16 protein-coding genes are annotated in these 20,808 nt (G+C 69.3%); 3 read left to right on the forward strand and 13 right to left on the reverse strand.

Going from position 1 to position 20,808, the window contains the following annotated elements; genetic code table 11:
* Positions 1-17: 17 nt before the first annotated feature.
* The 12 genes from aroC to hisS form a co-directional block, all read right to left on the reverse strand.
* Positions 18-1,217: a chorismate synthase gene (gene aroC, locus BLV63_RS11085; protein ID WP_066212706.1), complete on the reverse strand. Its 1,200-nt coding sequence runs from the start codon at positions 1,215-1,217 to the stop codon at positions 18-20.
* A 28-nt stretch (positions 1,218-1,245) separates the two neighbouring features.
* Positions 1,246-2,157: a shikimate dehydrogenase gene (locus BLV63_RS11090; RefSeq protein WP_066212709.1), complete on the reverse strand. Its 912-nt coding sequence runs from the start codon at positions 2,155-2,157 to the stop codon at positions 1,246-1,248.
* Positions 2,154-4,340, reverse strand: coding sequence for an endolytic transglycosylase MltG (mltG, locus tag BLV63_RS11095; protein WP_254780542.1), 2,187 nt, complete (start codon positions 4,338-4,340; stop codon positions 2,154-2,156). The genes BLV63_RS11090 and mltG overlap by 4 nt, the downstream gene beginning before the upstream one ends.
* 26 nt (positions 4,341-4,366) lie before the next feature.
* Positions 4,367-4,915, reverse strand: a complete 549-nt coding sequence (ruvX, locus tag BLV63_RS11100) for a Holliday junction resolvase RuvX (protein WP_066212712.1) — start codon at positions 4,913-4,915, stop codon at positions 4,367-4,369.
* A 6-nt stretch (positions 4,916-4,921) separates the two neighbouring features.
* Positions 4,922-7,600, reverse strand: a complete 2,679-nt coding sequence (gene alaS, locus BLV63_RS11105) for an alanine--tRNA ligase (protein ID WP_066213108.1) — start codon at positions 7,598-7,600, stop codon at positions 4,922-4,924.
* Positions 7,601-7,790: 190 nt separating this feature from the next.
* A complete protein-coding gene (locus BLV63_RS11110; RefSeq protein WP_174521260.1) occupies positions 7,791-8,012 on the reverse strand; it encodes a DUF6167 family protein in 222 nt (73 codons plus the stop codon).
* Between the two features lie 19 nt (positions 8,013-8,031).
* Positions 8,032-8,415, reverse strand: coding sequence for a DUF948 domain-containing protein (locus tag BLV63_RS11115; RefSeq protein ID WP_066212715.1), 384 nt, complete (start codon positions 8,413-8,415; stop codon positions 8,032-8,034).
* A gap of 121 nt (positions 8,416-8,536) precedes the next feature.
* A complete protein-coding gene (gene rpsD, locus BLV63_RS11120) occupies positions 8,537-9,163 on the reverse strand; it encodes a 30S ribosomal protein S4 (protein WP_066212716.1) in 627 nt (208 codons plus the stop codon).
* Between the two features lie 200 nt (positions 9,164-9,363).
* The gene (locus BLV63_RS11125) at positions 9,364-10,782 is read right to left on the reverse strand and encodes a replication-associated recombination protein A (protein ID WP_066212718.1); all 1,419 of its coding nucleotides are present in this window, start codon (positions 10,780-10,782) and stop codon (positions 9,364-9,366) included.
* Between the two features lie 205 nt (positions 10,783-10,987).
* Positions 10,988-11,755: a GNAT family N-acetyltransferase gene (locus BLV63_RS11130; protein ID WP_066212721.1), complete on the reverse strand. Its 768-nt coding sequence runs from the start codon at positions 11,753-11,755 to the stop codon at positions 10,988-10,990.
* 4 nt (positions 11,756-11,759) lie between these two features.
* Complete coding sequence (gene aspS, locus BLV63_RS11135) at positions 11,760-13,565, reverse strand: aspartate--tRNA ligase (protein ID WP_082724074.1); 1,806 nt, start codon at positions 13,563-13,565, stop codon at positions 11,760-11,762.
* Positions 13,566-13,761: 196 nt separating this feature from the next.
* Positions 13,762-15,108 carry a histidine--tRNA ligase gene (gene hisS / locus BLV63_RS11140; RefSeq protein ID WP_066212724.1) on the reverse strand — a complete coding sequence of 449 codons (1,347 nt, stop codon included), beginning with the start codon at positions 15,106-15,108 and terminating at the stop codon, positions 13,762-13,764.
* 162 nt (positions 15,109-15,270) lie between these two features.
* On the opposite strand from hisS, the gene BLV63_RS11145 reads away from it, so the two are divergent.
* From BLV63_RS11145 to BLV63_RS11155, 3 genes are all read left to right on the forward strand, one after another.
* The gene (locus BLV63_RS11145) at positions 15,271-16,065 is read left to right on the forward strand and encodes a peptidylprolyl isomerase (RefSeq protein WP_066212727.1); all 795 of its coding nucleotides are present in this window, start codon (positions 15,271-15,273) and stop codon (positions 16,063-16,065) included.
* Positions 16,066-16,111: 46 nt separating this feature from the next.
* Positions 16,112-17,578, forward strand: a complete 1,467-nt coding sequence (locus BLV63_RS11150; protein ID WP_373277844.1) for a DUF349 domain-containing protein — start codon at positions 16,112-16,114, stop codon at positions 17,576-17,578.
* Positions 17,579-17,818: 240 nt separating this feature from the next.
* Positions 17,819-18,403, forward strand: coding sequence for a hypothetical protein (locus tag BLV63_RS11155; RefSeq protein WP_066212733.1), 585 nt, complete (start codon positions 17,819-17,821; stop codon positions 18,401-18,403).
* 60 nt (positions 18,404-18,463) lie between these two features.
* Here the strand turns inward: BLV63_RS11155 and BLV63_RS11160 are convergent, their stop codons facing one another.
* On the reverse strand, positions 18,464-20,749 hold the full coding sequence (locus tag BLV63_RS11160; RefSeq protein ID WP_280523215.1) for a RelA/SpoT family protein: 2,286 nt from the start codon (positions 20,747-20,749) through the stop codon (positions 18,464-18,466).
* Between the last annotated feature and the right edge of the window lie 59 nt (positions 20,750-20,808).

Genomic DNA, 20,808 nt, shown 5'->3' on the forward strand with positions numbered 1-20,808 from the left:
GTGTTTCAGTTGCCGTATCAGTGGCCGGAGGAGCTGAGCTCCTCCGGGATGGCTGCCAGGTAGTTCTGGAGGTTGCGGCGGGTCTCGGCCACCGAGTCGCCGCCGAACTTCTCCAGCATGGCCTCGGCGAGGACCAGGGCCACCATGGCCTCGGCGACGACGCCGGCCGCGGGCACGGCACAGACGTCCGAGCGCTGGTGGTGGGCCTTCGCCGCTTCGCCCGTCGTGACGTCCACGGTCTGGAGGGCGCGGGGCACGGTGGCGATCGGCTTCATGGCGGCGCGGACGCGCAGCACGGTCCCGATGCTCATGCCGCCTTCGATGCCGCCGGCGCGGTTGCTCAGGCGGGAGATCTCGCCGTTCTCGTCCTTGACCATCTCGTCATGCGCAGCGGAGCCACGTCGGGCCGCCGTGGCGAAGCCGTCGCCGACCTCCACGCCCTTGATGGCCTGGATGCCCATGAGCGCGGACGCCAGGCGGGCGTCCAGGCGACGGTCCCAGTGCACGTAGCTGCCGAGTCCCGGGGGAAGCCCGTAGGCGAGGACCTCGACGACACCGCCGAGGGTCTCGCCCTCCTTGTGAGCGGCATCCACCTCGGCCACCATGGCGTCCGAGGTCTCGCGGTCGAAGCAGCGCAGCGGATCGGCGTCGAGGGCGATCAGATCCGACGGCGCGGGCAGCGGCGTGCCCTCCGGCACGGCGACGGTCCCCACCGCGGTGGTGTGGCTGATGAGCTCCACGCCGAGCTGGCGGAGGAACTTCGCGGCCACGGTGCCGAGGGCGACGCGGGTGGCCGTCTCGCGGGCGCTGGCGCGCTCCAGGACGGGGCGGGCCTCCGGGAAGCCGTACTTCTGCATGCCGGTGAAGTCGGCGTGACCCGGACGCGGCCGCGTCAGAGGAGCGTTGCGGGCCGAGTTCGCCAGCTCCTCCGGATCCACGGGATCTGCGGACATGACGCGCTCCCACTTGGGCCATTCGGTGTTGCCCACCTCGATGGCCACGGGGCCGCCCTGAGTCAGGCCGTGCCGGACACCACCGATGATGGTGACCTCATCCTGCTCGAACTTCATCCGGGCGCCGCGGCCATAGCCGAGACGGCGCCGGGCGAGGGCGTCACGGACGTCCTCACTCGACAGTTCGACGCCTGCCGGGACGCCTTCGACGATCCCGACAAGCGCGGGGCCATGAGACTCACCAGCGGTTAACCAACGAAACATATGTCCATCCTGCCATGCTTGTGTCCGGTCACCCGCGTCGGGGTGCGTTCACTGCGTCACACATCGCGTCAATGACGCGAGGGGCCTTCTCGGGCCCGTTTCCGGTAAAGAGAAGCACTTGTTCGACCGCCTGGTAGAGCAGCATCTCCAGGCCCGGCACCACCGTCCCGCCCCGGGCGGACCACGCGGACGCCAGGGCGCTGGGCCACGGCTCGTAGGCGACGTCCAGCAGCACGGGCGGCACGTCACCGGACGATGCGGCACTCCCCTGCGCCGCCAGCTGAGCCGCCAGGCCGTCCGCGGCGCGCGGCGGCAGCGTCGAGATCACGACGTCGTACTCCGCCAGGCTGCCGGTCGCCGAGTCATAGGGCAGGAGACTGAGCCGCACCCCGCTCGCGTCTGCGGCGCCGAACGCCTCCGCCGCACGGCTCTCGTCCCGTGCGAAGAGGACCACGTCGCGGTGGCCCAGACGGGACAGGGCCGTGATCGCGGCCGCCGAGGTCCCGCCGGCGCCCAGAATCGCCGCGCGGCGTCCGAGGGTGACCCCGTCGCCGGGCACACCGTGGAGGGTCGGCAGGCCCGCCGCGTTCCGGAGGGCGTTCACGATGCCCGTGACATCCGTGTTGTGGCCCGTGAGACGGATGGCGCCGTCGACGCCGGTCTCGATGACCACGGTGTTCAGCACCCCGAGTTCGGCGGCCGCGCCCACGCACTCGTCCACTTCCGAGACCATCGCCCTTTTGAGCGGCATGGTGACGGACAGACCGCACCAGGCCGGCTCGCGGCGCACTCCGGCCATGAAGGCGGCCAGTTCCGGCTCGTCCACATCCACCGCGGTGTATTCGGCATCGAATCCGAGCACACGGTACGCCGCGTTGTGCAGCGCGGGCGACTTCGAGTGGGAGATGGGATGCCCGAGGACCGCGGCCCTGCGCATCATTGGCAACGTCCTGCGTTGGCGCTGCACCACTCCTGGTAGAGCGCCACATTGCGATTGTGCTCGTCCAGGGTCTTGGCGAAGCGGGTCTCCCCCGTGTCCAGGTTGATCGTGACCCAGAACAGGTAATCGGACGCCTTCGGATGGGCTGCCGCATCGATCGCCAGCTTGCCCGGGGAACCGATGGGACCCACCGGAAGTCCGGGGTTCGCATAGGTGTTGTACGGGTTGCTCTTGTCCTGCTTCTCCGCCGGCGTGAGCTCGTAGCTCTTCCGGCCGAGTCCATAGGTCACGGTGGCGTCCGACTGGATGAAACCGACCGTCTGCGCGTTGTGCTTCAGGCGGTTCATCACGGCCCCGGCCACGGTCGGGTAGTCGGCGCGTCCGGCCTCGGCCTGGACGATCGAGGCGATGGTCAGCATGCGGTACTGCTCGTCCGGATCGGTCACGCCCTGAGCCTTGAGCTCGTCCTGCGTGGCCTTGACGAGCTGTCCGAGAACCTGCTTCGCGGTGCTGCCCAGGGCGAAGCGGTACTCGCCGGGGAACAGGTAGCCTTCCAGGTTCTTGGCCTTCGAGGACACGCCGAACTGCGCCGGCGCATCGGCGAGCTTCTTCAGGTCCGCGATCTCCAGGCCGGTGCCCTTGGCGATCGCGTCGAGGGACTCATTGAGCCGCAGGCCCGCCGACAGCGGGACGTAGGACACCTTGTCGTTGCCGCTCGCGGCGAAGACGCTGACGGCGTCCGCTGACTTCATCTCCTTGCGGAAGGTGTACTTGCCCGGGGACAGCGTGACGCCCGACTCGCCGAACGCCTTGATGAACGTCCCCGCGTCGGCCACGACCCCCTCCTCCTTGAGGGAATTGGCCACCTGGGTGACGGATGAACCCTGCGCGACCTCGACGGACACGGAACCCGTTCCGGGGCCCGGGTAGTCGGTCACGCGGCCCCAGCCGAGGCTCGGCCCGATGAACTGGAACGCGGCGAATGCTCCGCCGGCCACGAGCAGGAAGGACAGGAGGACGGCCACCCAGCCACGCACGCGCCGGTGCTTGCGGGGGCTCGCCACCTCCTCCTGGAACGCGGTCTTGACGGGCGCTTCCTCGTCATGACCGGGCTCGGACGAGTGGATGAAGTGAAAACTGTGCGCCGCGGCGGCCTCGTGCTGGCCGTGGTGCTGGGACTCGACGTCCTCAGCGGTGGACGCCTCCACCGTGTCCGCAGGCGCTTCCGCCCGACCGCCCGGCGTGCCGGTGGGCCGGTGCCCGTGGGCCAAGGGGTGGAGCCGGGTGTGCGTCGGCTCCGGGTAGAAATGCTGAGCGTGCGCCGTGGCGGGGACGGGCGCGATCCGGGAACCCGGGGCGGCCTCCGCGCGGCCGTGGCCGCCCTCGGTGGACGACGACGCCGCCCGGCTCTCGGCGTCGGCCGCCGGCTCGGTGGCACGGGCGCTCTCCTGCGGGAGGTCGCGGGAGAGCGCGGCTTTCGCCTTCGCGGCCAGAGCGCTCTCGGTGGCGGCCTTGTCCGCCTGAATCTTGTCGGCTTCAACCTTGTCGGCCTGGAGCTTCTCGGCGCGAGCCCTCTCCGCGGCAGCCTTGTCGGCCTGGAGCTTGTCCGCCTGGAGCTTCTCGGCGCGAACCTTCTCCGCCCGTGCCCGCTCGGCCGCTGCCCGCTCCGCTTCGGCTCGTTCAGCAGCCGCCTTTTCAGCGGCCTTCTCCGCCTGGGCTTTCGCCGCAGCGATCCGCGCGGCGGCAGCCTTCTCGGCAGCGGCCCGTTCAGCCTGGGCCTTCTCTTCCGCGGCGCGCTCGAGACGCGCCTTCTCGGCCTGCACCTTCTCGGCAGCCGCACGCTCCGCGGCGATCCGTTCGGCCTCGGCCTTTTCGGTCCGGGCCCGCTCCGCGGCGGCGACACGCTCGGACACGATGCGCTCCGCCCGCGCCTGTTCGGCGGCGGCCTTCTCGGCAGCCGCACGCTCGGCGGCCGCCTGGTCGTCTACGGGCGTGCCGTCCTGGCGCGGCGAGGAGTCGCGTCGTCGCGGCAGCTCGTCCTGCTCCTGGTCAAAGGGAGCTGCGGCCCGCGCGGCACGCTCCTGTTCCTCGCGCTGGGCGAGGAGACGTTCCCGCGCGCGGAGTTCCCGCCGGGTCAGCGGCATGCCCTCCGCGGCCATAGGACCGTCAGCCCGGGACGGCATGTCACCAGGCTCTTTGTTGTCCGTGCTCACGTACGGGTGCCTCCATCACTTTCCTCGCGGGTGGCGGAATGGGCGCGCACCGGCGTCCCCACTTCAGGTCCTTGGCGTTTCTGCATGTCAAGCGCATGCTGGAGGATGTTCACCGCCGCCACCTGATCCACCACTTTACGATGTTCACGGCCGTCCATTCCAGCTTCGCGAAGCGTCCGGTGCGCCGTGACGGTGGTCAGACGCTCGTCGAGCATCGCCACGGAACACTCCACAGAGGCTTCCTGGAGCCGGTCGGCGAGGATCTGAGCGTAGTCCAGCGCCATCTGCGTGGACTGGCTCTCCCCGCCGCGCAACGTGCGCGGCAGGCCGACGAAGGCCCAGCGCACCTGGCGCTCGACGATCTGCCGGACGATCACCGTGATGTCCGAGTTCTTCTTGCTGTCACGCTGCAAGGTCTTGAAGGGGGTGGCCAGGATCCCGTCCGGATCGCTGACGGCCACCCCGACCCTCACCAGGCCGACGTCGATCCCCAGGCGGACGCCCCGAGGAGCGTCCGCCGGGGACGTCTGTGCATGGTCTTCCATCCCTGCCTAGCGGTTGCGGATCGCGTCGACGATGGCGGTCAGCGCGGCGGGGATCTTCGCGGCGTCGGTGCCACCGCCCTGGGCGATGTCGTCCTTGCCGCCGCCACCGCCGACGAGGATCCCGGCGGCCGTGCGGACCAGCGCACCGGCCTTGACACCCGCGGACCGGGCTTCGTCGTTGGTGGCGACCAGGACCACGGGACGGCCGTTCGCCACACCGGCCACGGCCACCGTGGCCGCTGCGCTGCCGAGGCGGCCGCGGAGGTCCAGCACGAGCGAGCGGAGGTCGTCCGCGCCGCCGACCGTGCCGGCGTCGTGCGCGATCACGCGGACGCCGTTCGCATCGCTGGCGCTGTTCAGCAGCGTGGCGGCCTGAGCGGCGAGCTGTTCCTTGCGCAGGCGGTCGAGTTCCTTCTCCGCGGCCTTGAGCTTGCTCAGCGTCGCGCCGATGCGCTCGGACAGCTGGCCGGAGGGGACCTTGAACATCTCGCTGAGCTCGGTCACCAGGGCGCGCTCGGCGGCGAAGTGGCGGAATGCCTCCATACCCACGAAGGCCTCCACCCGGCGGTTGCCCGAGCCGACGGACTGCTCGCCCAGCAGGTTCAGGCTGCCGATCCGCGAGGTGCTGCCCACGTGGGTGCCACCGCAGAGTTCACGGGACCAGGCGCCGTCGATCTCCACGACACGGACTTCACTGCCGTAGTTCTCGCCGAAGAGGGCCATGGCGCCGAGAGCCTTCGCCTGCTCCAGGCCCATCACCGAGGTCTTCACCTCGAAGTTGTTCCGGATGGCGAGGTTGGCCACTTCCTCGATCTCGCTCTTGGTGGCGCCGGAGAGCTGCTCACCCCAGGCGAAGTCGAAGCGGAGGTAGCCGGCCTTGTTGAAGGAGCCGCGCTGGGTGGCTTCCTTGCCCAGGATCTGGTGCAGAGCGGCGTGGACCAGGTGCGTGGCGGTGTGCGCCTGCTCGCCGGCATGACGACGCTCCGCGTCCACGGCGGCGCGCACGATGGCGTCCGAGGAGATCTCACCCTCGCGGACCAGTGCCTTGTGCACGGAGAGCCCCTTGACCGGGCGCTGGACGTCCAGCACCTCGACTACGAAGCCGTCGCCCGTGATCAGACCGGTGTCGGCGGCCTGGCCACCGGCCTCCGCGTAGAAGGGGGTCTCCGCGAGAACCAGTTCGATCTCGTCACCCGTGGAGGCGTGTCCCGTGCGGGCGCCGCCGCTGAGCAGCGCGCGGACGCGGGACTCGGTCTCCAGCTCGTCGTAGCCGGTGAACACGGTCTCGCCGTCGGCCAGGATGTCGCGGAAGACCGTGACGTCGGCGTGGCCGCCCTTCTTGGCCTTGGCATCCGCCTGGGCGCGCTGACGCTGCTCCTGCATGAGAGTGCGGAACTGCTTCTCGTCGACGGCGACGCCGGCCTCCTCGGCCATCTCGAGCGTCAGATCGATCGGGAAGCCGTACGTGTCGTGCAGGGCGAAGGCGTCCTCGCCGGAGAGCGAAGCGCCCTGGGACTTCGCCTGGACCACGGCCTCGTCGAGACGAGCGGTGCCGGAGGCGATGGTGCGCAGGAACGCCCGCTCCTCGGCGTAGGCGATCCGGGAGATCCGGTCGAACTCGAGCTCGACCACCGGGTACACGCCCTTCATGGCGTCGCGGGAGGCGGGCAGGAGCTCCGGCAGGCAGGCCTGCTCGACGCCCAGCAGGCGCATCGAGCGGACCGCACGGCGGATCAGGCGGCGCAGCACGTAACCGCGGCCCTCGTTGGACGGGGTGACGCCGTCGGCGATCAGCATGAGGGCGGAGCGGACGTGGTCCGCCACGACGCGCATGCGGACGTCATCGGTGTGGTGCGGGTCCTCGGGGCTCTCGGCGGAGGTGTACTCCTTGCCGGAGAGCTCGGAGGCCTTGTCGATCACGGGGCGGACCTGGTCCGTCTCGTACATGTTCTCCACGCCCTGCAGGATCATGGCGAGACGCTCCATGCCGAGGCCGGTGTCGATGTTCTTCTTGGGCAGCTCGCCGACGATGTCGAAGTCCACCTTCGACTTCACATTGTCGATCTGGTACTGCATGAAGACCAGGTTCCAGATCTCCACATAGCGGTTGTCGTCGGCCTCGGGGCCGCCCTCGATGCCGTACGCGGGTCCGCGGTCGTAGTAGATCTCCGAGCAGGGGCCGGCGGGGCCGGGCTGGCCGGTGGACCAGTAGTTGTCGCTCTTGCCCATGCGCTGGATGCGCTCGGCCGGGATCGCGGTGTGCTCAAGCCAGAGGTCGCGGGCCTCGTCGTCGTCCTCGTAGACCGTGACCCAGAGCTTCTCCTCGGGCAGGCCGTAGCCGCCGTCCTCCACCGGGCTGGTCAGCAGCTCATAGGCGAACTTGATGGCGTCTTCCTTGAAGTAGTCGCCGAAAGAGAAGTTGCCGCACATCTGGAAGAAGGTGCCGTGGCGTGCGGTCTTGCCGACCTCTTCGATGTCACCGGTGCGGATGCACTTCTGGACGCTCGTGGCGCGGCTGTACGGAGGGGTCTCCTGCGCGGTCAGGTACGGGATGAAGGGAACCATGCCGGCCACGGTGAAGAGCAGGCTGGGGTCGTTCGAGACCAACGAGGCGGACGGCACCGCAGTGTGGCCCTTGGAGACGAAAAAGTCCACCCAGCGCTTGGTGATTTCCTGCGACTTCATGAGGAAGTGAGTTCCCTTCGGCGTGACTCGGGCGGATGCCCGGTGATGCATGGTGGCGGACCAGCTGTCCGCCGCGTTCAATTGTGCCTTCATGGCCGCCCCGGGAGCCAATCCCGCGGCCGGTTTCCGCGCCTGGTCCGGAGGCGCAGCGATCAGGTGCGACGGCGGGAGACGGCCGCCGTCGCGCGTGTCAGGACCGCTTGTCGTCCAGGGCGAGGGCCGCCCGGAGTTCGTCCTCACGCTCGCGCATGCCGTCCCGCACCTGATCGGCGAAGTGATAGATGCTGTCGCTCAGACGCCCGACCGCACGGTTCAGGCCTTCCGGGCCGACGGCGTCGCGGGCTTCGGAGAGCTTACGGAAGACCACCACGCCCAGCGCGGCGCCGACTCCCAGCCAGAGAATTCGTTTCATCGTCTGTCCTTTCCGCGATTCAGCGGCTGCGACGGCCGGCGGGGCGCTGCGAGCCCTGCTTGCGCGCCGACAGGGCCGAACGGACACCGTGGCTGAAGGCAGCCACCTTGATCAGCGGGCCGCCCACGGTCGCCGAGATGAGCGAGGAGAGCGCCGAGAGGTTCGCACTGGCATCCGCGACGTTGTTCGAGATGCCGTCCACCTTCTTGAGCTGCTCATTGGTCGTGGTGACGGTGGCCGTCACCTCCGTCATGAGGGGCTGGGCGCCGTCGCTCAGCTCCTTGATGGAATCCCGGATCTCGTCCAGCACCTTGCCCAGCTTGAGGATGGGCACTGCGAGGAAGAGGACCAACAGCAGGAAGACTCCGGCTGCGATGAGACCGGCAATGTCACCGCCACTCATGACTTTTCTCCTTGAGGTTCGTGGACAAGCACGTGTCCTACCTTATCGCCCGTGACCGCCGGCACGGCCCGGGAAAGAGAAAGAGCCCGTGGCCAGGGCCACGGGCTCCTTCCAGAGGCTCTTAGCGAGCGTAGAATTCCACGACGAGCTGCTCTTCGCAGGTCACGGGAACCTCAGCACGCTTCGGGCGACGCACCAGGCGTGCCTGAAGGGCCTCGAGCTTGACATCCAGGTAAGCCGGGACGGCCGGCAGGACATCGCGGTGGGCGCCGGCGGCAGCAAGCTGCAGCGGGACCATCGGGATGCTGCGCGGGTGCACGTGGATCAGCTGGCCTTCGGAAACGCGGAAGGACGGGCGGTCCACGCGCTGTCCGTCAACCATGATGTGGCGGTGCACCACGAGCTGGCGGGCCTGGGCGATCGTGCGGGCGAAGCCTGCACGAAGAACCAGGGCGTCCAGACGCATTTCGAGCAGCTCGACCAGGTTCTCACCGGTCAGACCCTTGGTGCGACGAGCTTCCTCGAAGACGCGGGTCATCTGAGCTTCACGGATGCCGTACTGAGCGCGCAGACGCTGCTTTTCACGCAGACGAACGGCGTAGTCGGAATCCTGCTTCTTGCGGGCGCGGCCATGTTCGCCGGGTCCGTACGGACGGCGCTCCATGTACTTGGCGGCCTTGGGAGTCAGAGCGATGCCGAGGGACCGCGAAAGGCGGGCCTGACGGCGAGCACGAGTGCTGTTAGCCACTTGTGTCCTTCCAATGGTGCGGTTTTTGTGGTGTTAACTGGCCTCCCGTATGGAGAGCATCGGCAAACCGCCGCCTTTTGCTACTGGTCCCGGACACGCGCCACCCTCGCGGAGAACCGTGAGAAGGGTGCTTGCCGGCGGGATCATGCCAGACAAACCTCAATTCTAGCATGGCGGTGTCCCGCGTCGCCGAGGGTGGCTCAGCGCTCCCCGCGCACGATGCCCCGCAGCCGCTCCAGGCGCGCAGCGATCTCGCGTTCCGAGCCGTTCGCCGTCGGCTCGTAGTAGTTCCGGCCCACGAGGTCGTCCGGCGGGTACTGCTGCCGGGCGATCGAGTGAGGCGCGTCGTGGGCGTAGACATAGCCCTTGCCGTGGCCCAGGCCCTTCGCGCCCGGATAGTGGGCGTCCCGCAGAGGCATCGGGATGTCCGTGCCCATGCCCGCCCTGACGTCCGCCAGCGCCTTGTCGATCGCCAGATAGGCGGCGTTCGACTTGGGCGCGGTCGCCAGATGGACCACGGCCTCGGCCAAGATGATCCGGCCTTCGGGCATGCCGATGAGCTGCACGGCCTGGGCCGCGGCCACTGCTGTCTGGAGCGCGGTCGGATCGGCCATCCCGATGTCCTCCGCCGCGGAGATCACGATGCGCCGGGCGAGGAAGCGCGGGTCCTCCCCCGCCTCGATCATGCGCGCGAGGTAGTGGAGGGCGGCGTCGACGTCGGAACCGCGGATCGATTTGATGAACGCGCTGATCACGTCGTAGTGCTGGTCGCCTTGCCGGTCATACCGCACCGACGCCTTGTCGATCGCCTGCTCGGCCTGCGCCAGATGGAGCACGGCCTTGGTCTTGCCGTCCTCCCCGGAACCGCCCGCGTGCTCTCCGAGCGCGACGCCGGCCGCGGCCTCGAGAGAGGTCAGCGCCCGCCGGGCATCCCCCGTGGAGACGCGGACCAGATAGTCGAGTGCATCCTCCTCGACCTCGATCTTGCCGCCGAGCCCCCGGTCGTCCTCGATGGCCCGCTCCAGGAGTCCCCGGATATCGGCGTCCTGCAGGGGCTTGAGCGTCAGGAGGATCGACCGCGACAGCAGCGGCGCCACCACCGAGAAGGACGGGTTCTCCGTGGTCGCCGCCACCAGGATCACCCAGCGGTTCTCCACACCCGGCAGGAGGGCGTCCTGCTGGGCCTTGTTGAAGCGATGGATCTCGTCGAGGAACAGCACGGTCCCCTGCCGGTGCAGATCCCGGCGCTGCAGCGCCTCGTCCATGACCCTTCGGACGTCCTTGACCCCTGCGGTGATGGCGGACAGCTCCACGAATTTGCGGCCCGGCGCATTGGCGATCACGTGCGCCAAAGTGGTCTTGCCGGTTCCCGGTGGGCCCCAGAGGATGATGCTCGACGGCCCGACGGCGGAGGGTTCGCCGCTCGATTCCGCGAGCGTCCGCAGCGGCTGCCCGGGTCGCAGCAGATGCTGCTGGCCCACCACATCGTCGATGGTCCGGGGCCGCATCCGCACGGCCAGCGGCGTGAGCGGATACGCGGACGACGACGTCCCCTCACCCGAGGGGGAATCGCCCGGATCGCTCTGGGAGAATTCGTCCTGGGAAAAGAGGTCAGCCATGCTCCCCAGCCTAGCGGGCGAGGGGCCCCGCCCGATGCGGAGCGAGGGTGGGGAGCCCGGCTAGGCGCTCTCCCCGGCGGCTCCCCAACTTCGTTCCTCGGTGGGGCCCCTCGCCCCCGTGGGCCCAGGGCGAGGGGCCCCGGCCGATGCGGAGCGAGGGTGGGGAGCCCGGCTAGGCGATCTCCCCTGTCGCTGCTACCCAGCCTCAGCAGGCTCCGGGCGCGCGGCGCAATGGCGCACTGCGGTACCAGTAGGAGCCGGCCTCCACGAACCCCAGATCCCGATACAGTGCCAGGGCGCCGTGGTTGGAGCGCGTCACGCTCAGCCAGAACCCATGCGGAGTGGCCGGCTCGGCCAGGAGCGCGGTCAGGATGGCGCGGGCATGGCCCTTGCGGCGGTGCGCCTCACGCGTGACCATGCCGTAGATCCCCGAGCACGCGCCCACGTGGATCGCCTGACCGACGGCGACCGGGGCGCCGTCGTCGTCGCGGATGAGCGCATACGTGGACCGGACGGATTCCTGGATGGCCCGTGCAGTGTCCGCCGCGTCGGCGCCGCCGTGGCCGCTGGTGAGCCACCAGGCATCGAACCACTCCTCGGTCAGGTCGGGAGTGATCTCGACGCGGCCAAGTGCGGGCAGAACCGGTCCGGCGGACGCCTCCCGGACCATGAAGACCGTGTGGGACTGCGCGCGGTAACCGAGTGCGTCGAGGCGGGCGTCCAGGGCGGCGTCCGCCGGATCCGAGGTGAGCTGGAACAGCGCCGGAAGCCGCTGCTCGCGGTACCAGGACTCGGCGGCCTTGATGGCGGCGTCGACGTCGTCCACCGGTGCGTACGGCCACACCGAGTTGGCCCGCTGTGTCACGCCGGAGGCACTGCGGAGCAGCCAGGCACCGGTGTCGAACGTGGTCAGGCCCGGCCATGCTGCGTTCTGCAGCGCGGCCAGGCCTGACACGGAGGAAAGGGACTCCACGGGATCAGACGTCCGCGGTCTCCCCTGCCGGCTTCTCAGCGGCGGCGGCCTTCGGGGCGGGCTTGAAGTCCACACCGGCCTCCTTGCGCTGCTGCGGCGTGATGGGAGCCGGAGCCGCGGTCAGCGGATCGTAGCCGCCACCGGACTTCGGGAAGGCGATGACGTCGCGGATGGACTCGGCGCCGGCCAGGAAGGAGACCACGCGGTCCCAGCCGAGGGCGATGCCGCCGTGCGGCGGGGCGCCGTACTTGAAGCCCTCGAGCAGGAAGCCGAACTTGCTCTCGGCTTCCTCCTTGCTCAGGCCCATGACCTCGAACACGCGCTCCTGGACATCACGCTGGTGGATACGGATGGAACCGCCACCGAGCTCGCTGCCGTTGCAGACGATGTCGTAGGCGTAGGACAGCGCCGACTCGGGATCCGTGTCGAACGTGTCCATGAACTCCGGACGCGGCGACGTGAACGCGTGGTGCACGGCGGTCCACTTTCCGGCGCCGACGGCGACGTCACCCGACGCGACGGCAGCGGCGGCCGGCTCGAACATCGGCGCGTCCACGACCCACACGAAGGCCCAGTCGCCTTCCGCGACCAAGCCGGTACGGTGACCGATCTCCACGCGAGCCGCGCCGAGCAGGGCACGGGACGCCGTCTTCTCACCGGCGGCGAAGAAGATGCAGTCGCCGTTGGAGGCGCCCACCGCGGCGGCCAGGCCCTCGCGCTCGGCATCCGTGAGGTTCTTGGCGACAGGACCCGTGAGCTCGCCGTCCTCCTTGATGAGGACGTACGCCAGGCCCTTGGCGCCGCGCTGCTTGGCCCATTCCTGCCACGCGTCCAGCGTGCGGCGCGGCTGCGAGGCCCCGCCCGGCATGACCACGGCGCCGACGTACGGGGCCTTGAACACGCCGAAGTTGGTGTCCTTGAAGAACTCGGTCAGATCCGTCAGCTCCAGGCCGAAACGCAGGTCCGGCTTGTCCGAGCCGTACTTGGCCATGGCCTCGGAGTAGGGCATGCGGCGGATCGGGGTGGGGATGTCCACACCGATGAGCTTCCAGAGCGCGACGACGAGCTTCTCGCCGAGGGCGATGATGTCGTCCTGGTCGACGAAGCTGGCTTCGATGTCCAGCTGGGTGAACTCGGGCTGACGGTCCGCGCGGAAGTCCTCGTCGCGGTAGCAGCGGGCGATCTGGTAGTACTTCTCGAAGCCGCCCACCTGCAGGAGCTGCTTGAAGAGCTGCGGGGACTGCGGCAGCGCATACCAGGACCCCGGGGCCAGACGGGCGGGCACCAGGAAGTCGCGGGCGCCTTCCGGAGTGGAACGGGTCAGGGTCGGGGTCTCGATCTCGAGGAAGCCCTCGGAGTGCAGCAGCTCGCGGGCCACGCGGCTCGCCTCGGAGCGCAGGCGGAGATTGCGGGACAGGACCGGACGGCGCATGTCCAGGTAGCGGTGCTTGAGGCGGGCCTCCTCACCGACCTCCACGTGCTCGTCGATCTGGAACGGCAGCGGCTCGGAGGTGTTGAGCACCACGACCTTGTCCGCGATGACCTCCACCTCGCCGGTGGCCAGGGCGGGGTTCTCGTTGCCCTCGGGACGCCGCTCGACCGTACCGGTCACCTGCAGCACGAACTCATTGCGCAGACCGTGGAAGACCTCCTCCTCGCGGACCACCACCTGGGCCACGCCCGAGGCATCGCGGAGGTCCACGAAGGCCACTCCGCCATGGTCACGACGGCGGGCCACCCAGCCTGCCAGGGTGACGGTCTGTCCGATGTTCTCGGCCCGGAGTGAGCCGAGGTCATGTGTGCGCAGCACAGCATTCCTTTCGAGTGAGGCGGATCCCCCCGCCGCCGACGAGATACTGCAGATGCTCCGGGCGGGAAAACTCAAGGATCGTCAGGACGTCTCGGTCCGACGCAGACGATTTTACCCGGTGAGCCTGCTCCCGCCCGCCACCGGGCGCGTGCGCGCGGTGGCGGGCGGGAGCCGGACCCAGCGGGCTGGAGGGCGATCAGTCCGCGAGGCGGGCGATCACCTGCGGACGGAGGTCCTCGGCGGCCGGCGACCAGAGGGCCGGATCGGCCGCGACCTGGTCGCCGCTGCGGATGTCCTTGACCTGGTGTGCACCGTCGGCGTCGGTGAACCAGACGAACGGGATCCCGCGGCGGTCTGCGTATTTGATCTGCTTGCCGAACTTCTCGGCCTTGGCTGCCACCTCGGTGGCGATGCCGCGGCTCCGCAGCTGGGCGGCGACGTCCTGCGCGCCGGCCCAGGACTCGTCGTCGTTGAGCGCCACGAGCACGGCGGTCGGCACGCTGCGGCTGGCGGTCGCGAACTCCTGCGACAGGATGCGGGACACCAGACGGGTCACGCCGATGGACAGGCCGACGCCGGGGAAGGTCCGGTTACCCTTCGTGGCCAGGGACTCGTAGCGGCCGCCCGAGCAGATCGAGCCGAGCTGTTCGTGGCCGACCAGCACGGTCTCGACCACGGTGCCCGTGTAGTAGTCGAGTCCACGGGCGATGCTGAGATCGGCCATCACCTTGCCCGGCGCGCGCAGCGACGCGGCGGCCACCACCTGCTCCAGTTCAGTGAGGCCCTCCTCCAGCAGCGGGTGCTCGACGCCGAGCGCCCGGACCTGCTCGACGAAGGAGGTGTCCAGGGTCTGGATGGTCGCGAGCTTCAGGGCCGCCTCGGCCTGCTCGGGGGTGGCGCCGAGCTCGCTCTGGAGCAGCTCGGCCACCTTCGCGGCGCCGATCTTCTCGAGCTTGTCGATGCTGCGGAGCACCCCGGCCGTGTCCTCCAGCCCGATCCCCCGGTAGAAGCCCTCGGACAGCTTGCGGTTGTTGACCCGCAGGCGGAATTCCGGGATCGGCAGGGCGGAGAGCGCCTCGGCGATGACGAGCACGATCTCCACGTCGTAGCGGAACGGCAGTTCGCCGTCGCCCACCACGTCGATGTCCGCCTGCGTGAATTCGCGGGCGCGGCCTTCCTGCGGACGCTCGCCGCGCCACACCTTCTGCATCTGGTACCGGCGGAAGGGGAACGCCAGGTAGCCGGCGTTCTCCACGACATACCGGGCGAACGGCACCGTCAGGTCGAAGTGCAGGGCCAGGGCGTTGGGGTCCTGCTTGCCGGCGGCGTCCTCGTCATCCTGGAGGCGGCTGAGGCCGTAGACCTCCTTGTCGATCTCGCCCTTGCGCAGCAGCTGGCCCACCGTCTCGACCGCGCGGGTCTCGATGGAACCGAAGCCGTGCAGTTCGAAAACGCGGCGCAAAGTGTCCAGCACATGCTGTTCCACCACGCGTTCCTGTGGGAGCCACTCGGGGAATCCGGACAGGGAAGGGGTGCGTGCCATGCTGTGAAACTCCTTTGACGTGCGGCTTTTCGCCTGCTGCGGGGGAAGCCGTGCCTAAACTAGGTGCGTCAGCCAGTTTAAGCCGTGGCTGGCGTGCGCGGCGAACGCGCGACTTTCAGTCAGACGGACGACGGCGCCACCGGGCGCCGCAGGAGGTTACGGGTGGCAGCCAGCAAGCAGGAGCTGCGGGAGCAGCGCCGTCGTGTGCGCCAGATGGAGGCCAGGCGCTCCCTGCGCGACGCTCAGCAGCAGCGGCGCCGGCGTGACAACACCCTCGCGATCGGGGCGGGCGTCGTCGCGGTGGCACTCGGCGTCGTGCTGCAGCTGACGGCGTTTTCCAGCAACCCCACTCCCGAGGAGTACGCGGCGGTCCAGGCCGGGCTGCAGACGCCGTCCGCCACCCCGTCCCCCTCCGAAAGCAATGTCGGCAACATCCCCAGCGCCGACCTCGCCCGTGGCAAGACCCTCACCGGAACCCTCACCGTCAACGGCAAGCCCCTCGGCGTCACGCTGGACGGGACGAAGGCGCCGCAGGCGGTGTCCGTCTTCAAGACCCTGGCCGACCAGGGCTTCTTCACGAAGAACGGCTGCCACCGGCTGACCACTTCGTCGATCTACGTGCTCCAGTGCGGCTCCAAGGACGGCAAGGGCGGAGTGGACCCGGGCTTCCAGTGGGGGCCCGTGGAGAACGTCCCGGCGGACGGCAAGTACCCGGCCGGAACCATCGCGGTAGCCCGCGCGGCGAGCACCTACAGCAACAGCACGCAGTTCTTCATCACCTACAAGGACAGCGTCCTCCCCGTCGATCAGGGCGGCTACACGGTCATGGGGCGCGTCACCTCCGGACTCGACGCCATCACCGCCCTCGCGTCGGCCGGTGTCAAGGCCGGCGGCACATCTGCCACGGATGGCCCCCCTGCCACGGCAGTGACGATAGACTCGTTTACTCTGAAGTGATTTTCGCTCTGATGTGATTCCCGCTTCGGACGAAGCACCATCCTCGATCCCTGCTCCGGCCGGGACCGCGCATGTTCCAACGAAGGAAAGAGTTTTAGCGGTGACAGAAAGTCTGCAACCCGACGAAGCCAGCACCACGGAAGCGGCCACGGAGACGTCCGCTGCCAAGCCCGCAGCACCGAGCCCGGCGGCGTTCGCCGCCCGGCCCAAGGCGCCTGCGGCCGCTCCCGCAGCGGTCCACGCCCCGGACACCACGGTGGATCTCACGGCCGCCCGCGCCTTCGGCCGGGTGGAGGGCGACGGTCACGTCTTCGTGACCGTCGACGGCGAAGAGCACGTCGCCGGCCAGTACCCGGGCGTGTCGGCCGACGAGGCCCTGGCCTACTTCGCCCGCAAGTTCGAGGACATCACGGCACAGATCGACCTGCTGGAGAGCCGCGTGGAGGCCAAGGCCGCCGCCGGCGAGCTCCCCACCAGCCTCAAGCACCTGCGCGAGCAGCTCGAGGCACGCAACGTCCTCGGCGACATCCGCGGCGCCCTGGACCGCGTGTCCGCGCTCGACGGGAAGGTCGCGGCTCTCATCGCGGAGCAGCGTGCGCACCAGGAGGCCGCCAAGGCCGCCGAGCTGAGCGCCCGCGAAGCCATCGTCGCCGAAGCCGAGGCCATCTCCGCGCAGGACCCGGCGGCGACGCAGTGGAAGACCTCGAGCACCCGGATGAACGAGCTCTTCGACGCCTGGAAGGCCGCACAGAAGTCCGGCGTCCGTCTGTCCAAGAGCGTTGAGGAAGGCCTGTGGAAGCGATTCCGCACGGCCCGCACCGTCTTCGACCGCCACCGGCGCGCGTACTTCTCCCAGCTGGACAGCTCCAACGCCCAGGCGAAGGCCGTCAAGGAACAGCTGATCGCCGAGGCGGAGCAGTTGCAGACGTCCACCGACTGGGGCCACGCGGCAGCGGAGTACCGCCGCCTCATGGATCAGTGGAAGGCCGCACCGCGCGCCAGCCGCAAGGACGACGACGCACTGTGGGCCCGCTTCCGCGCCGCCCAGGACGTCTTCTTCGCGGCCCGCCAGGCCGCCAACGACGAGCTGGATGCGAGCTACTCGGCCAACCTGGCCGTCAAGGAGCAGCTCCTGCTCGAAGCCCAGGAACTCGTCCCGGTCTCCGATCTGGCCGCCGCCAAGAAGGGGCTCCAGTCGATCCGGGACCGCTGGGAGGAGGCCGGCCGCGTGCCGCGGGCCGACATGGGCCGCATCGAGGCCGCACTGCGCCGCGTGGAGGATGCCGTCCGCGAGGCCGAGGAGGAGAACTGGCGCCGGAGCGATCCCGAGGCTAAGGCTCGCAGCACCAGCATGATCGAGCAGCTCGAGGCCACCATCGCGGGTCTGCGTGACGATCTGAGCGCCGCCGAGGCCAAGGGCGACGCCCGGGCCATCAAGAGCGCCCGCGAGGCCCTCGAGGCCCGTGAGCAGTGGCTCGAGGTCGTGCGCAACTCGGCCAAGGACCTCGGCTGATCGGCTGACCCCCGCACTGAACAGCACGCGCTGAACAGAAGGCACAGAACAGCACGCACTGAACAGAACGCACTGAACAGAAGGCCGCGGCCGCTGGAACCCAGGTTCCGGCGGCCGCGGCCTTTGCGGTTTCAGGCGTCCGGCGAGCCGATCCCCCGTCCACCGCCGGGCGCACCCCCGTTGTCCACAGACTGCGGCCCGGTGGTGTCGCGTGACGGGCCGGCGCGGCAGGATGCTGTCATGGACTTCCCCACTGCGGCGCCGCCGGGCCGCCAGACCCTCCTGCGCACCGGCCGGCCGTTCACCAGATCCGAATTGAACGGTCTGGTGCTGGACGGTCTGGCTCAGCCGCTCTCGCAGGACTGCTTCGCGTCCGGGACGGCCGTGGTGGATGCGCGACTGCGGGCCAGGGCATTGGCGGAGCGCATACCGTTCGAAGCACGGCAGCGTGTGGTGGCGGGACGGTTGAGCGCGGCATGGATACACGGCCACTCCAGGGAGCCCGGACGGCCCGTCCTCTACATCGCCCCGGGCCGCCGGGCCGGAACACTGCGCCACGGCCTGCGGGCCGAACTCCACGACATCCAGCTGGGCAGCCATGACGTCGTCAGCCTGGGCGGGATCCTGGTGACGTCTCCCCTGCGCACCGCGCTGGACATCGCCTCGTCACTGCGCCCGGAGCTCGCGGTGCCCGTGCTGCGGAACATGCTCGACGACGGCGGCCGCGGCCTCAGCTGGCGCGTGCTCCGTCTGGCGGTGGAACACGCCGCTCCCCCACGGGTACGCGAGGCGGCGCTGGCCAAAGTGGACGCATGCGTCCGTTGACGCCGGCGGGAACCCGCCGTCGTCGGATGTCCTGCCACGGACCGTCAGGAACGCCCGGGCTCAGCGGCGCTGTCCGCCGCCCGTCCGGTAGACGTCGAACACGCCGTCGATCCGGCGCACCGCGTTCAGGATGTGGTCCAGGTACTTCGGATCACCCATCTCGAAGGCGAACCGTGAGATCGCGAGACGGTCCTTCGAGGTGTGCACGCTGGCCTCGAGGATGTTCACGTGGTTCTCGGAGAGCACCTTGGTGACGTCCATCAGGAGGCTCTTGCGGTCCAGAGCCTCGACCTGGATCTGGACCAGGTAGATGCTGCTGCGCGTCGGGGCCCATTCGACGTCCACGAACCGCTCGGGCTCGTGGGCGAGGGCCAGAGCGTTCGGACAGTCACTGCGGTGCACGGAGATGCCGGATCCTCGGGTCACGTAGCCGACGATCGCGTCCGGCGGCACCGGGGAACAGCACCGGGCCAGCTTGACCCAGACGTCGTCCACGCCGCGCACGATCACGCCGGCGTCCGAGACCCTGCCGCTCGGGCTGTGGGTCCGGGCCGGAGTGAATTCCTCCTCGGCCTCGGCCTGGGCCGGCTCCGTGAGCCGCTCCATGGCCCGTTCGACCACGGACTGGGTGGAGATGTGGCCGTCGCCGATCCCGGCGTAGAGGCCCGCCACATCGACGTACTTGAAGGCATCGGCCAGGTACGTCAGGTTCTCCGGGGTGAGGACCTTCGTCAGCGGGAGGCTCTGCTTGCGCATGGCCCGCGTGAGCATCTCCTTGCCCTTTTCGATGGACTCCTCGCGGCGTTCCTTCGTGAACCACTGCCGGATCTTGTTGCGGGCACGGGCGCTCTTGACGAAGTGCTGCCAGTCCTGGCTGGGGCCGGCCCCTTCGGCCTTGGACGTGAAGACCTCGACCCGGTCGCCGTGGCTGAGTTCCGAGTTCAGCGGAACGAGCTTGCCGTTCACCCGGGCGCCGATGGTCCGGTGGCCGACCTCGGTGTGCACGGCGTAGGCGAAGTCGACGGGCGTGGCGCCGGCCGGCAGGGTCATGATCTCGCCCTTGGGCGTGAACACGAACACTTCGTTGGTGCTGATCTCGTGACGCAGGCTGTCCAGGAAGTCGCCCGGGTCCACCGTCTCGCGCTGCATGTCCACGAGCGACCGGAGCCAGCCCATCTCGCCCTCGCGAGGGGTGCCCGCCGCCCGTGCCTGGTGCTTGTACTTCCAGTGCGCCGCGACACCGTATTCGGCGTTGCGGTGCATCTCATGGGTGCGGATCTGGATCTCAACCGTCCTGCCGCCCGGGCCGATCACCGAGGTGTGCAGGGACATGTACATGTTGAACTTCGGGATGGCGATGTAGTCCTTGAAGCGCCCCGGAATCGGCTTCCACAGGGAATGGACCACACCGAGTGCGGCGTAACAGTCCTTGACGCTGTCCACCAGGACCCGCACGCCGAGCAGGTCGTTGATGTCGTCGAACTCCTTCTCCCGCACCACCATCTTCTGGTAGATGGAGTAGTAGTGCTTCGGCCGGCCCGTGATCGTCGCCTTGATGCGCGCTTCCCGCAGCTCTTCGGCCACCATCTCACGGATGCTGCCGAGCAGCTCCTCGCGCTCGGGGGTCCGGGCGCTGACCATCCGGACGAACTCCTCGTAGACCCGCGGGTAGAGGGCGGCGAAGGACAGGTCCTCCAGTTCCCACTTCACCGTGTTCATCCCGAGACGGTGGGCCAGCGGAGCGAAGATGTCCAGGGTCTCGCGGGCTTTCTTGGCCGACGACTCGGCGGAGACGAACCGCCAGGTCCGGGCGTTGTGCAGACGGTCGGCGAGCTTGATCATCAGGACGCGGATGTCCTTGGCCATGGCCACGACCATCTTGCGGACGGTCTCGGCCTGCGCGGCGTCGCCGTAGGTGACCTTGTCCAGCTTGGTCACACCGTCCACCAGCATGGCCACCTCGGGACCGAAGTCCTTGGAGAGCTGGTCCAGGGTGTAGTCGGTGTCCTCCACCGTGTCATGGAGCAGGGCCGCGGCCAGCGTGGTGCCGCTCATGCCGAGCTCGGCCAGGATGGTCGCCACGGCCACGGGGTGAGTGATGTACGGGTCGCCGCTCTTGCGCTTCTGGCCACGGTGGTGGAGTTCCGCGGTGTCATAGGCGCGCTGGAGGTATTCGAGATCCTCGCGCGGATTGTTGCTGCGCACCGTCCGGAGCAGCGGTTCGAGGATCGGCGAATAGCTCAGACCGCCCCGGCCTGTGAGGCGTGCCAGTCGTGAGAGCGTGCGCTCCCGCCGCCCCGGGAAGGTGGCCTTCGCCGCCGAATTGTCCACGGGGACGCCCACCACGGTGTGCCCCGGCGCCTGCAGGGCAGTGCGCTCCGCCGTCGTCGCGGGCGCCGCCGAGC

Origin of the sequence: Arthrobacter woluwensis (assembly GCF_900105345.1) — a bacterium.
GTDB classification, from domain to species: domain Bacteria; phylum Actinomycetota; class Actinomycetes; order Actinomycetales; family Micrococcaceae; genus Arthrobacter_E; species Arthrobacter_E woluwensis.